Source organism: Acinetobacter sp. NIPH 2100 (genome assembly GCF_000369805.1).
In the GTDB taxonomy this organism is placed as follows: domain Bacteria; phylum Pseudomonadota; class Gammaproteobacteria; order Pseudomonadales; family Moraxellaceae; genus Acinetobacter.
Map to the genome: position 1 here is coordinate 1,555,771 of NZ_KB850224.1, position 15,118 is coordinate 1,570,888.

General features: G+C 40.9%; 12 protein-coding genes. 6 read left to right on the plus strand and 6 right to left on the minus strand.

The genetic code is table 11. From position 1 onward, the window contains the following. Positions 1–3 precede the first annotated feature (3 nt). Complete coding sequence (locus F887_RS10800) at positions 4–1,506, minus strand: hypothetical protein (protein WP_005293260.1); 1,503 nt, start codon at positions 1,504–1,506, stop codon at positions 4–6. 162 nt (positions 1,507–1,668) lie between these two features. Then, positions 1,669–3,099 (minus strand): pyridoxal phosphate-dependent aminotransferase, encoded by a 1,431-nt coding sequence (locus tag F887_RS10795; protein ID WP_005293262.1) that lies wholly within the window; start codon positions 3,097–3,099, stop codon positions 1,669–1,671. Between the two features lie 241 nt (positions 3,100–3,340). Between F887_RS10795 and msrB the strand changes: the two genes are divergently transcribed. The 4 genes from msrB to F887_RS10775 all read left to right on the plus strand — a co-directional run bounded on the left by msrB (position 3,341) and on the right by F887_RS10775 (position 5,814). After that, the gene (msrB, locus tag F887_RS10790; RefSeq protein WP_005152257.1) at positions 3,341–3,760 is read left to right on the plus strand and encodes a peptide-methionine (R)-S-oxide reductase MsrB; all 420 of its coding nucleotides are present in this window, start codon (positions 3,341–3,343) and stop codon (positions 3,758–3,760) included. Further along, a complete protein-coding gene (locus tag F887_RS10785; RefSeq protein WP_005152258.1) occupies positions 3,757–4,242 on the plus strand; it encodes a glutathione peroxidase in 486 nt (161 codons plus the stop codon). Before msrB ends, F887_RS10785 begins: the two co-directional genes overlap by 4 nt. Before the next feature lie 72 nt (positions 4,243–4,314). After that, positions 4,315–5,118, plus strand: a complete 804-nt coding sequence (locus F887_RS10780; RefSeq protein WP_005293264.1) for an AraC family transcriptional regulator — start codon at positions 4,315–4,317, stop codon at positions 5,116–5,118. Positions 5,119–5,190: 72 nt separating this feature from the next. Then, positions 5,191–5,814 carry a LysE family translocator gene (locus F887_RS10775; RefSeq protein WP_005293266.1) on the plus strand — a complete coding sequence of 208 codons (624 nt, stop codon included), beginning with the start codon at positions 5,191–5,193 and terminating at the stop codon, positions 5,812–5,814. A 43-nt stretch (positions 5,815–5,857) separates the two neighbouring features. Here the strand turns inward: F887_RS10775 and F887_RS10770 are convergent, their stop codons facing one another. The 3 genes from F887_RS10770 to F887_RS10760 all read right to left on the minus strand — a co-directional run bounded on the left by F887_RS10770 (position 5,858) and on the right by F887_RS10760 (position 10,837). After that, on the minus strand, positions 5,858–9,010 hold the full coding sequence (locus F887_RS10770) for an efflux RND transporter permease subunit (protein ID WP_005293268.1): 3,153 nt from the start codon (positions 9,008–9,010) through the stop codon (positions 5,858–5,860). A gap of 1 nt (position 9,011) precedes the next feature. Continuing rightward, positions 9,012–10,202 (minus strand): efflux RND transporter periplasmic adaptor subunit, encoded by a 1,191-nt coding sequence (locus tag F887_RS10765; protein WP_005293270.1) that lies wholly within the window; start codon positions 10,200–10,202, stop codon positions 9,012–9,014. Positions 10,203–10,384: 182 nt separating this feature from the next. Further along, the gene (locus F887_RS10760; protein ID WP_005152264.1) at positions 10,385–10,837 is read right to left on the minus strand and encodes an Lrp/AsnC family transcriptional regulator; all 453 of its coding nucleotides are present in this window, start codon (positions 10,835–10,837) and stop codon (positions 10,385–10,387) included. Positions 10,838–10,989: 152 nt separating this feature from the next. Here F887_RS10760 and F887_RS10755 point away from each other — a divergent pair, with 152 nt between their 5' ends. After that, positions 10,990–11,607, plus strand: coding sequence for a LysE family translocator (locus F887_RS10755; protein ID WP_005293272.1), 618 nt, complete (start codon positions 10,990–10,992; stop codon positions 11,605–11,607). A gap of 189 nt (positions 11,608–11,796) precedes the next feature. Then, positions 11,797–13,866 carry a TonB-dependent siderophore receptor gene (locus F887_RS10750; protein WP_005293274.1) on the plus strand — a complete coding sequence of 690 codons (2,070 nt, stop codon included), beginning with the start codon at positions 11,797–11,799 and terminating at the stop codon, positions 13,864–13,866. A gap of 71 nt (positions 13,867–13,937) precedes the next feature. Here the strand turns inward: F887_RS10750 and dapC are convergent, their stop codons facing one another. Then, on the minus strand, positions 13,938–15,107 hold the full coding sequence (dapC, locus tag F887_RS10745; protein ID WP_005293276.1) for a succinyldiaminopimelate transaminase: 1,170 nt from the start codon (positions 15,105–15,107) through the stop codon (positions 13,938–13,940). Between the last annotated feature and the right edge of the window lie 11 nt (positions 15,108–15,118).

Sequence of the window (15,118 nt, forward strand, 5' to 3'; positions counted from 1 at the left end):
CAATTAGTTGTTAAGGTTTTTTGGGTCATTAATAAAGTTCCATATTAGTTTTCCATGCGCATAGCGATATATGTCGCTATGAGCACCGCCTCCAGATAAGTAAGAATTTTTATTAATCAGATCATCTGCATCAACGTAGGTGATTTTGGTCTCTCTATTAAGAACTGGTTGTAAGTCTCCTTCTGCTGAGGATTTGACACATTGTAAATTAGGCGTGTTAATTCGTTTTTTACTTTGTTCATTACAATATTTGAGAATACCTCGAGGGCTATAGGTGATTAAAGCTTTATTCTTTGCTCCAGCATAACTTCCCCAAATTGCACTGCTCACTGCCGTATCGTGTATAGTTGCAGTCATTAGAATTTTTTCTGCACCAGCACAACCATTAAAGTTAACACCATTAATTGCCCCATCATTGTCTAGGATTCTTTTTTCTGAAAAGGCGCCTTGTAATGCCACTAAATATTGGACAGGTTTTTTCATGGTTTTCGCATTCTTACCTCCTAAGCGTAATATTTCACTGTTCTGCAGTTCACTCTCAGATTTTTGGTATATAGCTGGTCCGAAGCAGGTTGCTGTGGCAGCGGCACGCGCCCCAAAACTATGTCCAATCGCAACAACAGGTATGTTACGACTGTTAGCCGCTGGAATGGTTTTATTTAATAAAACGCCAAGCCAGGTTAGACCTAATTCATCGGCATCACCTCGCTTAGTCACAAAAGATGTCGCTTTACCGACCGTCGAATTTAAAATTTGACTTTCAAATTGGCTAGGCCAAGTCACACCGATAACCAAAGGTTTGAATTTAGCGTTACTGACGCTTCCATCTACATTGGGAACACCTGATGCCTTAAAAATATTGTTGAGGATAGCGTTGAAATTCCTCATAGCTTCTTCTTGAGTGGTATTCCAGCCCATTGTGATCACAACAATATGCGTGTAGTCGTTCTGGGCAATTTTATCTTTAAGTGCAGTAGATAAAATGTCTAAAGCCTCCCAACTGGCTAAATACGATTGTTTAGGATCTTTGATGTTTTGCTGAGATGGCTTGCAGGCGTTGGTTTGGAGATGATCTGCGTTATTCTTATTGATATTTCGATAAACATCGTAAAGAGCGCAGTTTTTTTGCCCGTGTGTTTGACCAAAATTTTCGAGTATGTGAGAGATATATAGAATTTTATGGTCAATAATTTCGTCTGTTACGGTTTTCTGAGTGCCATAAAACTTTCTGCCAAAGTTAATGTTGGCAATATGGATATCTTTTTTATCCTGTACGACGGCTTTTAATGGACTTTTTTCAACACCAATAATAAATCCATCTGTATTTAAAGCAATTTCATTTGGATAATAGAGGCTAGAGTGAAATAAGATCGATGATCGTTTGCTTCCTGTTTGTAATAGGGATTCCCCTTGGTGGAGTATAGTTGGTCTGGTAGTGCAACTTATCAGACCAATCGCAGTACTGATAAGTAAAATGGCTTGAGTTGCTAACTTTGTTTTTTTCATGATAGCTCCTTTTTACATTTTTATTTTTAGTGCATATAATTTTTTAATTATATTTTTGATATTAATAGAATATTTTTGATATATCCTGTATTTCGGATAAATGGTTTTATTTGATTTGGAAAATAAAGAGGAGGCTATTTGCCTCCTCTTCGCTGCTCGGTTTTAACGCATCTTCGCCAAGAAGCGACTTAAGCGATTGATCGCCTCACGCAGTTCATTTTCAGCAGGCAAGAACACCACACGGAAATGGTCTGGCGTTGGCCAGTTAAAGCCAGTACCTTGTACCAACAGAACTTTTTCAGCTCTTAATAAATCTAGCATCAATTTTTCATCATCCTCAATTGGATAGATCGCTGGATCAAGTTTAGGGAAGCAGTACATTGCACCATCTGGTTTGACACAACTTACGCCTGGGATTTCATTCAGCATTTCCCAAGCAATATTGCGTTGTTCATATAAGCGACCACCTGGACGAATCAAATCATTAATCGATTGATAACCACCTAACGCGGTTTGAATGGCATATTGCGCTTGATGGTTGGCACATAAACGCATTGAAGCCAGCATATCCAAGCCTTCAATATAGTCAGCTGCACGCGCTTTGTCGCCTGTAATTGCCATCCAACCCGCACGATAACCAGCAATACGGTATGCTTTTGATAAACCATTGAATGAAATACAAAGCTGATCGCCAGCCAATGCTGCAACAGCAACATGTTCAATGCCGTCATAAACAATTTTGTCGTAGATTTCATCAGCAAATAAAATCAGGTCATGCTTTTTCGCCAGAGCCACAATCTGCTCTAACACATGGCGTGGGTAGACTGAACCGGTTGGGTTGTTTGGATTAATAATCACAATGCCGCGTGTATTGGGTGTGATTTTGCTTTCCATATCTACAATGTCTGGATACCAGTAGTTTTCAGAATCACATTTATAGTGAACGGCAGTACCACCCGACAGATTTACTGCTGCTGTCCATAATGGGTAGTCCGGCATAGGCACCAGCATTTCATTGCCATCATCAAGCAAGCCTTGCATCGCCATCACGATTAGTTCTGAAACACCATTGCCGACATACACGTCATTAACGTGCATATCAAAAATGCCTTTCTGCTGGTAATACTGGCAAATAGCCTTACGTGCAGGAAAAATCCCTTTTGAATCAGTGTAGCCAATTGCATTGGGCAGGTTTAAAGCAACATCATTAATAATTTCTTGTGGTGCTTCGAAACCAAAGGGTGCAGGGTTGCCGATATTTAGCTTGATGATCTTGTGTCCTTGCTCCTCCATTTCATTGGCGGCGCGTAATACTGGTCCACGGATGTCGTAGCAAACATGCTCAAGCTTAGATGATTTTTTAATTTCTCGGCTTGATTGGGTAGACTCGGGAACAACAGTATTTTTTGACATAGCTGGATTCACTTTTGCATATCGGTATAAATAACTTTTAAAGGTTTCAACGCTTACCAAATTTAGATCGTGTTGATCTCTCAGCAATTCAACAATTTTTTCATGAGTAAAACCCGATTGTTGATATTGTCTGATGGTTGGTAATAAGTTTTGGAAAACCACACTTTTTTTCTGAGACATTTTTTGTCCTATACAACCGTGCGGAATTAGAATAACACCATATTTGCTTACGCAAAAGACAATATTGTTAAAAATTGCTTACCAAGTGAATTTAATTTGCTTTCTTTTTGCTATTTTTAAGTTAAGTGCTTAAATTTCACTAAATTGTACGATCTGAGACTAGAGTTTTTTTTTCGAATGGCGTAAATATAAAATCTGATCATCATGATATTTTTAATAACAGAATATAAAGGTGCAGGTTATGGGAAAAGTGAATAAAACGGACCGAGAATGGCAAAGAGAATTATCACCTGAAGAATATCGCATAACTCGTCAGAAAGGCACAGAACCCGCATTTACAGGACAATATTGGAATAATAAACAACATGGTACTTATGTATGTCGTTGTTGTGGTGCGGAATTATTCTCTTCTGAAACGAAATACGATAGTGGTTGTGGTTGGCCAAGCTTTTTTAGACCGATTGATGGTGTTGCCATAGAAGAACATGAAGATTTGTCACATGGTATGGTCAGAACAGAAATTGTCTGCCATGATTGCGATGCACATTTGGGCCATGTGTTTGAGGATGGCCCACAGCCGACAGGACTGCGTTATTGCGTGAATTCGGCATCATTACAACTTAAAACAGAAGAAAAGAATGACGAGGAAACTTATCCATGAGTAACATTTATCAGTTTGAAGCTGACTTGTTAGAGGGAGAAACAAAAGCGCTCGCTGATTATAAAGGCAAGGTCATGCTGATTGTAAATACTGCAAGTAAGTGTGGCTTTACACCACAGTTTGCAGGACTTGAGAAACTTTATGAAAAATATAATGCTCAAGGATTAGAAGTTTTAGGTTTTCCGTGCAATCAGTTTGGAGGACAAGATCCAGGCACAAATAAAGAGATAGGTACTTTTTGCCAACGTAATTATGGGGTCAGTTTTCCTATGTTTGCCAAGGTTGATGTGAAAGGCCCAGAGGCACATGTGATTTTCCGTTATTTAACCCGCGAAGCAAAAGGGCTTTTAGGCAGTCGTAATATCAAATGGAATTTTACTAAATTTCTAGTTGGGCGTAATGGTGAAGTGCTAGAGCGTTATGCACCAACAACCAAGCCAGAAGCGTTAGAAGCTGATATCGAAAAAGCTTTGGCAAAATAAAAAGTGATCAGCCTAGTGGTTGGAGTTTAAATTATTTTGGACTCAACAGTTGAATTTTGGAGTCATCCAGACATGCCTTATGTCGAAACACGTAGGGCATGTCAAAGTCGCATTTGTTATAAATCCCACAGCCATCCTACTTTTTCAATCGGCGCCGTTGATATAGGGCAGAGCCGCTTTTCAAGTGCTTTTGCACACGAGCAAGTCATTCAAGCAGGGAGTTTAGTGGTTATTCCTGCGCATGTAGAGCACGCTTGTAATCCTTTACCTGATCAGGCTTGGAGCTACCAAATGATGCATCTTGATGCAACATGGTTAGCTGGATTGATCGAGGAGCTACAGCAAAATATTCAGCTAAAAGTAGAGATAGATACGCTATATTTTCCGAATCTAAAACCAAATATCATCAATAATTCAAATCTTTATCATGCATTCAGCGCTTTAAATTCTATTTTGTTTGATTCTCACATGTCGTTGATACAGAAAGAGCACTGTTTAATTCAGGTCCTAACCGATATTTTGTTGCCAAATTTTAACTGGGAAAAAATACAGTCATCTCATTATTTTCAGCAGTATTTATCTGATTTATTGGAATGCCTTGAAGACAATATTGAGAATCTGTCTTTGCAAGAGCTTTCTGAAAAATTGAACATCAGTCGTTATGCTTTGATACGATTATTTAAACATTACTTTGGATTAACACCCCATGCTTATCAATTGAATTATAAAGTGAATCAAGCTCGGCAACGGTTAAGGGCAGGCTGCGATTTAGCTCAGCTTGCCTGCGAGTTGGAATTTGCGGATCAGAGTCATTTTCATCGTGTATTTAAACAACATACTGGCATCACGCCGAAGCAATATTATAAAAAGTCTTAGCCTACGCAATTTTATACAAGAATAATTTGTCCTGCTTTTCTAAGCTCGCTCCCATCTATCGGGAGAGAATCTATGGAGCTTTTTCTAACCATCGCCATCACTCATTTTATTGCGTTGCTTACACCAGGTGCAGATTTCTTTTTGATTCTAAAAACGCTGATACAAAGTAAGCAACGAGCAGCGCAATATACGTGTTTTGGTATCGCACTGGGTAATGCAATTATTTTGATTGGAATATATGTCAGCTTGTTTTTGATGGGTCAGATCAATACCAAGTTGTTGATCTATATGAAATGGTTGGGCGTGGCTTATTTCGCATATCTGGCTTTTCAATGCTTTGTTGCTGCACGGTTAGCCCGTCGTTCGATTGATATCATTCCTGAAGAACTTGAAATACAAGTAAATAATACTAATCTCAAGCAGTTATTGCTTGGCTTACTTTCTAGCTTACTTAATCCTAAGAATTTGATGTTCTATATGGTATTGGTGATCTTGATCTATCCGCAATATGGCTTTATTGAAAATGCTCTGGTCTGCTTTTGGATGGTGGGGGTGGTACTGATTTGGAATCTAGCTCTTGTAAAACTACTTGGCTCTACGATTGATTTAGTCTGGATAAACCGAAAGCTGCATTATTTATATTATTTGGCGGGTGCAAGTTTTATCTTTTTTATGTTGGTTTTAGTGCTGTCTTAATGAGAAAAAAGACGGTCATTTGACCGTCTTTTTTTATTCAACACTATTGAGTGGGTTCAGTAGGTTGAACTGGGGTTTTCCTAAAGCTGTGTATCTTGCGATTAATATCATCAATAAAGGTATACACCACTGGAATCACCAGCAATGACAAGAAGGTACTGGTAATCAAACCACCAATCACCGAGATTGCCATTGGCGCACGGAAACTCGGATCTGTACCAATCCCGAGTGCAATCGGCAACATCCCAGCGCCCATCGCGAGTGTGGTCATGATGATTGGACGTGCTCGTTTGTGGCAGGCATCGAGCAGGGCATTGAATCGCGAATAATGCTTTTCGTTCCTTGCGATAATCGCATAATCGACCAGTAGAATCGAGTTCTTGCTGGCAATCCCCATGAGCATAATCAGACCAATTAAGCTTGGCATCGAGAAGCTACTTTTAGCTAAAAGCAGCATCACAAATGCACCGCCCAGAGATAAAGGCAAGGCCACAAGAATGGTGATTGGCTGTAGGAAGTCTTTGAATAACAGTACTAACACCACATAGATACACAATACTCCCGTTAACATTGCCAAACCAAAGCTTGAGAAGAGTTCCTGCATGACTTCGGCATCACCAATATTGGTACGCTTCACCGTAGGTGGTAAATTCTTCATGGTTGGTAGTTGGTCAACTTTGGCAGCTACATCCCCCAAAGGTTGGTTGTTCAATTCGATATTGAAATTAATGTTGCGGAGACGGTTGAAGCGGTCAATTTGTGATGGCCCACTTTCGATATTGACATCCGCAATGGTGCCTAGCATCACAGGGCCACGGCTGCCTTTCACCATCAAACGTTTCATCAATTCCTGATCTTGACGTGCAGCTAGGGGCAGTTTAATCACCACAGGGACTTGACGTTGAGATAAGTTTAATTTCGCAAGATTTTGATCGAAATCACCCGCGGTTGCGATTCGTAAAGTCTCAGCAATGTCATAGGTGGTCACGCCTAAATCTGCGGCTTTGGCAAAGTCAGGACGAATCACTAACTCTGGACGAATCAAGGCTGCACTCGAGGTAATACTGCCAATATTTGGAATCGTGCGTAATTCACGTTCAAGGTTACGCGCAGTTGCCATCAATGCTTCAGGATCATCACCAGATAAAGCCAATTGATATTGACTGTTATTCCCAGCCAAGCCGACTTGAATACGAGCACCTGGAAGTGGAGCAAGACGCTGGCGCAATTGATCTTCAATGTCTTGTAAGCTGGCACTACGATCAGAACGTTCAGTGGTTTGAATCGTCAGTGTTGCTTTACGTGGTTCGCTCGAAGCGCCACCTGCAAAAGGATCTGTTCCCGCAGCACCGCCACCAATCGTGGTATAGATACTTTTAATTTCAGGATGATCTTTAATCAGTGAGCGGGCATATTCGGCTGTTTTAAGCGTATCTGCAAACTGGGAACCTGGTGTTAGCTCTAATCGGACTTGTGTCTGTCCTGTATCTGGTGGGGGTACAAAGCCTGTGGGTAACAATGGAATCAGCATGACTGAACCGACAAAGAAGGCAATTGCACCCGCTAGAGTGATCCAGCGATGGTTCAGACACCATGTGACCAAACGCATATAGCCACGCATGACTTTGCCATCTTTAGCACGGTCTTTGGCTAGACTGCTTGTGCCTTGATCAGTGGCAGTTTGTACTGTTGTTGATTCATCCTGTTGTTCAACTTTACCGACCCATGGTTTCAGAATATAGGCAGACATCATTGGGGTAAGCAAACGCGCAACAAGCAGAGAGGCAAAGATTGCGAGAGCTGCCGTCCAACCAAATTGCACGAAGAATTTACCAGCAATACCGCTCATAAAGGCGGTTGGCAGGAATACGGCAATCAGTGTGAAGGTTGTGGCAATCACGGCCAGACCAATTTCATCGGCTGCTTCCATGGCCGCTTCATACGGCGTTTTACCCATGCGTAAATGCCGTATGATATTTTCAATCTCAACAATCGCATCATCAACCAAAATCCCGACCACCAGTGACATCGCTAAAAGCGTGACGGTATTGAGAGTAAAGCCAAAGAAATACATCCCAATCAAAGCTGGCAAAATTGATAATGGTAGGGCGGTTGCAGCAATGATGGTGGCACGCCAATCACGTAAGAACAGCCAAACCACCAAGATGGCTAATATCGCACCTTCATACAGCAGTGACATTGAGCCTTCGTAGTTATCCTGAACAGGTTTTACAAAGTTAAACGCTTCATTGATTTTGAGATCAGGATGAGCGGCTTTGAGTTTATCTAATGCGACGACCACACCTTTTTCAACATCAACCTCACTGGCACCCTTACTTCGCGTTATTTCGAAGCCAATCACAGGTTGGCCATTTAATAAGGCAGCAGAGCGTCTCTCCGCAATACCATCGCGAACAGTAGCAACCTGATCCAGACGAATATGTCGGCCATCACTGAGCGCAATATCCATTGCGCCAATTTCATCCGCTGTTTTTACGGTCGCAATGGTACGAATGGATTGTTCACTTCCACCGATTTTGGTTTGACCACCTGAAGCGTCTTGCTGAATTAAACGTAATTGTCGGGTAATGTCGGTTGCAGTTGCATTCAGAGCCAAGAGTTTTTCGGGATCGAGTTCAACCTCAACCTGACGAGTTACGCCACCGACACGAGCCACAGCACCAACACCTTTGACCTGTAACATGGCGCGGGCAATATCATAGTCAACAAACCATGACAGGGCTTCTTCATCCATCTTTGGTGATTGGATGGTATAGGTCAGAATTGGAGAGCCTGAAAGGTTAATCTTGCTGACAATCGGATCTCGTAGATCAGCAGGTAAATCCGAACGGACTTGTGACACGGCATTGCGTACATCATCAACCGCTTCTTGCAGAGGTTTTTCGAGTTGAAACTCCGCTGTAACCGTGACAACACCATCTTGAATGTTGGTGTACTGATTTCTCAAACCTTGCAAGGTGGCAATCGAGTTTTCAATCTTACGTGCGACTTCGGTTTCAAGCTGAGGTGGTGCAGCCCCGGGTAATGCCGCTGTGACCGTCACCATCGGCAGTTCGATGTCTGGGAACTGCTGAATTTTCATCCATTTAAAGCATAACAATCCTGCCAAACCCAGCATAATAAACAACAGAATGCCGGGAATTGGGTTTCGGATCGACCAAGCAGAGAAATTCATATTATTTCTCCTGTGTGGTCACAAGTTGTTTGCTAAGCGGAGTTTCTGGAATGTCTTTAGCGATACTGACCAGATCGCCATCGGTTAGGAAACCTGTACCTGAAGAAACCACTTTCACATTCGCAGGTAAATTCAAGAGCTCGACACGATCTCCTAAACGGCGACCCACATTGATTTTCTGTTGAGTGACACGATTCTTGTCATTGACAATAAACACATAAGAAAAACCATCGCGTAATAGCAGGGCAGTTTGAGGAACTGTCAATGCAAGCTTTTGACCTAAATCAAATTCACCTTTAACGAACATTCCCATACGGACTGCTTGGGTTGTTGGAATATCCACATAGACCAAGCCATATCGAGTTTGTGGGTCAATCACAGGTGCAATCATTCTGACTTTACCTGTCACTGCGGGTTGGGCAGGATCAGGTGAAATGATATGCGCGGTCATGCCTTGTTTAAGCTTATATAAATCAGAAGTTGTGACTTCCGCACGCCACTCTAAACGATGATCGCGGATCAAGCGGAAAAGTTCTTGTCCTGTTTGCGCTAAAGAGCCTACGGTTGCAGTACGAGCTGAAATGACCCCATTATCTGGTGAAACCACTTGCGTCTGTGCTAAACGTAATTGATTACTTTCGATCTGTGCTTTGGCTGCATCAAGACGTGCTTGGGCCGTGGCTTGAGAGGTTTGATATTGGGTGGATTCCTGAGCTGAAATTGCACCTGTATTTTTAAGCTGCTGGATACGTTTGTTGTTAGTGATTGCATCCGCAAGCACGGCTTGTGCCTCGGCATAACTTGCTTTCGCTGCCGCAAGATCGGCACGAATGGTTTCGCTGTTAATTTCAGCCAAAATCTGACCACGTCGAACTTCATCACCGACATTGACATTCACTCGGGTGAGGCGTTGGCCTGATAGTTCGCTGCCAATCACCACTTCTTGCCATGCAGCAATATTGCCATTCGCGGTGAAAGTCTGTTTCCAATTCTGTTGTTGAGGAGAAACAACAGTAACGGTCAGTGCTGCTTTTTGTGTCGTGGTCTCTGCATTTTTAGCTTTGTCTGCCTCTTTTGATTTTTTAGCAGTTCCAGTCTGCCAAATCACGATAGCAATAATTAAAAGTGCAACAACAATTGCTAAAATGAGCCAACCCTTTTTCTTAATTTTCTTGGGAGTTTGAGAAGTCATCTTTCCATAGTCATCAAGTTTTGATGGCTAAGTATAGACGAAGATTTCAACAGTTGGTCAATACAAACAGATAGATAAAAAAATTAATAGAGTTGCCCATCTTTATTACCTTTGTGTAAAGAAAAGATGTGAATTTATTCATATTGATACATTTTAGTGTTACCTAAAATGATAATTATTGCTTAAAGCGGCAGTAAACGATTCGAGACCACATTTTTCATGACGATGGTTGAGGTTAGACGCTGTACATTGGGCAAGGCCGACAGACTGTCGTCATAAAGTTTCTGGAAACTCGCCAAGTCTTTAGCAACCACATGAAGTAAATAATCTGGATTTCCAAATAAACGCTGAGCCTGGATGACGTTGGCAATTTCAGTGACTTTTTCTTCAAAGCTGGACAGGGCTTTTTTATCACCATCTTTTAAGGTCACAAAGATAATCGCTGAGAAATTGAGGCCGATTTTTGAGGCTTCCAGATCCGCATGGTAACCCTTAATGACGCCAGTTTCTTCCAAAGCTTTAACACGGCGATGGCATGGTGACAGGCTTAAACCAATTCGTTCTGCCAGTTCTGTAATAGATAATCGCCCATTTGCCTGTAGTTCAGCAATAATTTTCTTATCAATGCGATCCATTTAGAAGAATCTCCCTGTGGGCTTTGAAGATATAGAAGTATTTGGAATAACATTTTCACCATTAAAGCATATCCTTTCTCAACAATCTTCACCAAATGGTGAAAAAAAAGCTATTAAAAAATAGCGTTGGTGATGTGAGAAGGGCTTCGCTTATGGAACTTAGTGTGATTTTTGCTTTTTGGTGTGTTTCAATTTTATTTGTACTTACACCGGGTGCAGACTGGGCCTACGCTATCCTTGCAGGCATCAAAGGCAAGTTCATTTTGAATGCAGTTACTGGCTTGGTGCTTGGGCATTTAATGGCAATTTTATGTGTGGCAGCAGGTGTGGGGGCGTTGGTGCAGCATTATCCGATCTTGTTGACTGCCATGACGATTTTAGGGGCCTGTTATTTGTTATGGATGGGAATCAATCTCTTTATACATCCAGCAACAATTTCGAATGATCACAAGGAAACACAATCTTTAGATTCAGCACGTTCATGGTTGATTAAAGGGGTAGGCATCAGTGGTTTAAACCCAAAAGTATTGCTGCTGTTTTTTGCTTTATTACCTCCTTTTATTCATCCGCGAATGGCATTTTCTCCGACAGCACAGATTATTTCATTAGGACTGATTCATTTGTTGAGTTGTGCTGTGGTGTATGTATTGGTCGGTATGGCAGCAAAAAAATTACTCAGAACCCGACCTTTTGCAGTGCAAGTGGTCAGTCGTATTTCTGGTGGGCTGATGATGGGTATTGCGGTAATCTTATTTGTTGGACAAATTTGAATCAACATGTTGCTTTGAACTGAATATCCGACATTAGAATTTATATTTATTGAATTCAGTCTGTTAATTTTAATGCCGTTTGAGTCTGGAAAATCATGAAATTATCGAATAGCACATATAGATAAAAAATAGTGTAAAACGTATCAATTCTCATTTATTATGCTTTTTTTAGATCGGCAGATAAAGATTATGGATGGAAAACTTAAACCATTAGTGCTGATGATGGCATGTATTTCATGTCACGGGGTAACTTCAGTTTACGCTGAAGATTCACAAACAGAAACACAAACTTTACCTACCATAGTCATTGTTGGTTCTGCTGCTAAAGATGGTGGGGAATTGCTTAAACAGCCACTCTCAACAAGTATTATTGATGCGCAACAGCTTAAAGAGAGTGGTGCAGATAAATTAGATAATGCTTTATTTTATGAGGCTGGAATATTAGCTCAGCCTTATGGCAAAGATAATAAATCTCAATGGTTTAAGATCCGTGGTTTTGATGCCAGTCAGACTCTTGATGGGACTGCCTTAGCGCCGAACGGATTCTTTGTTTGGGAGCCTGAAATTTATGGCTTAGAGCGTTTAGAAATTGTTAAAGGCGCGAGCTCATTTAATTATGGCGCATCAGAGCCAGGCGGTAATGTAAATTTAGTGTCTAAGCGTCCTAAATTGGTCCCACAAGGTGAGGTGACCTATTCGGTTGGTAGCCTAGATAAACGTGAGATTGGCGCTGATTATAGTGGCGTAATAACTGATGATGTCCGTTATCGTTTGGTTGGCTTGTTCCGTCAGGCAGATGGTCAGCAAAAAGGTTCAGAGATGGATCATTATTATGTTGCACCAAGCTTTGCATGGGATATTACGGATCGTACACATTTTACGTTGTTGACCAGTTTTCTGAAAAAAGATGGCGTGCCGACTTCTGGCTTTTTGCCTTTGTACGGAACGGTTTTAGATACGCCTTACGGTAAAATTAATCCTAAAACTAATTTAGGTGAACCTGAAAGAGATTATTCAAAACTTGAACAAACCTCGATTGGTTATGAGTTTTCTCATGAGTTTGAAAATGGTTTGATTGCGAGTCAAAATTTCCGTTGGGGACGTCTCGATTTAAATCAATTAACGACATTTGCATATAATGATTCTCGTGTGAAATTATGGGATGAAGATCCTGCAATTATTAGTGATCGTTTAGCCCGTCGCGGATATTCTTATACCAATGGGACTTCTGATACTTATTCCGTTGATAACCGCCTCGTTAAAGATTTTAATTTTGGGTCAGTTTCAAATAAGGTCATGCTTGGTATGGATTACCAACATAATAAGATTGATGGTGTAAACAACGGTTTTGGTTCAGTTCCACAAATCGATATGTTTAATCCTGTACATACGCCAGATTTTGCCGTGACAGGATCTCCATATAATCTTAAAACTGAACAATTAGGTTTCTATCTTGCTAACCAAGCCAATATTAATGATCTTGTGGATGTGAATGTTGGGATTCGTCACGATCAAGCTGAATCAACTGTTGATAATAGCAAAGCTTATGATGTGAATCATACTAGTTATAATGCAGGGCTGATGTATCACGCACCGTTGGATATTTCACCTTATTTAAACTATTCAACATCATTTAGGCCATCTACAGGTAAAGATGGACAAGGGCGTTTTTATAAGCCTTATGAGAGTGAACAGTATGAAGCAGGTATTAAATATGCTCCAGATTGGATAAATGGGCAAATCACACTGGCATATTTTGATTTAACTGAGAAAAATGCGTTGGTGAGTGATGCTTCTAATGTGCAATCACAGGCAGGAAAGCGTACCAATAAAGGTGTTGAACTTCAGGCTGATCTAAAGTTGACGGATAACCTATCTACCCAACTTGCTTATACCCATAATGATTCAAAACAGGACCTCAACGGTGGAAAAACTATTCGTACACCATTAATTCCAAATGATCAGATTGCTGCTAAATTTAGCTATTTATTTACGGATGCAACTTTCCTGAATGGACTGCGTTTAGGTGCAGGTGTTCGTTATGTGGGAAGTACCAATGATGAGCAATATTATCCAGACTATGAGGTGAAGTCTTATACTTTGGTAGATGCAATGGCAAGTTATCCGTTAAATGAGCAGTTAGATGTTCAAGTTAATGCGACAAACTTAACTGATAAAAAGTATGTGAGCGCTTGTTCTTTTTATTGCTACTATGGCGCAGGTCGTTCAGTCGATTTACGCGTAAACTATAAGTGGTAAACTTTATCTCTAATATAATAAAAAGGCTAAATCCAATTGGATTTAGCCTTTTTAATTAAAACAATAAAATTCTATAAAACAGCTTTTAGTCGTTTGACCACTTCTTCACACTGGGCCAAATCTGCAACAAGAGCCATGCGCACATGACCTTCACCTGGATTCCCTTGTTCTGTATCACGAGACAGATAACGACCCGGTAAAACTTTAATATGCGCCTTTTCCATCAACATTTTGGCAAAAGTCTCATCATTATCCACTTTTAACCAATAATAGAAGCCTGCATCTGGTTTTTGTAACGGCAATAAGTGACCGAGTTCAGACTGGAATAAATCAAATTTGGCACGATATTGCTGACGGTTTTCTTCAACGTGCGCTTCATCATTCCATGCTGCAATAGAAGCCAGTTGATTTTGTACGGGCATCGCAGCACCGTGATAAGTGCGGTATTGCAAATATGGTTTCAATAGGGCTGCATCACCCGCAACAAAACCAGAACGCATGCCTGGTAAGTTGGAACGTTTAGAAAGTGAATGGAACACGATACAATTTTTATAATCATCACGGCCCATTTCAGCGCAGACTTCTAAAAGTCCAATCGGTGCTTGATCAAACCAAAGTTCCGAATAACATTCATCCGATGCGATTACAAAATCATATTGATCCGAAAGTGCAAGCAATTTTTTAAATTGCTCTTTTGAAAGTACTGTTCCTGTTGGATTGCCAGGGGTACATACAAATAGTAAAGCTGTCTTTTCCCATACTTCCGCTGGAACCGCATCAAAGTCACCTAAGTAACCATTTTCTTCGGTACAGTTAATGAAATAAGGTTTTGCACCAGCAAGCAGGGCTGCACCTTCATAAATTTGATAGAACGGATTTGGCATCACCACATAGGGTGCCTCTTCACGCTTAATCAGTGCTTGAACAAATGAAAAGATGCCTTCACGAGTACCAGAAACAGGCAGAATATGATCTTCTGCACTAATCTGATTCAACTGGAAGCGATTTGTCAGCCACTGTGCAATACTTTGGCGTAGTTCGGGTAGGCCTTTACTATTTGGGTAGGTCGATAGATGAGCAAAGTTATCAATAATGGCTTGCTTAACAAACTCTGGCGCTGGATGTTTTGGTTCACCAATTGATAAGGGAATCAATGGTAAATTGGCAGGTTGCACATCTTTAAAAAGTTGATTTAACTTTTCAAAAGGATAGGGATGCAATAACGACAAGCTAGAGTTCATTTAAACAGTTA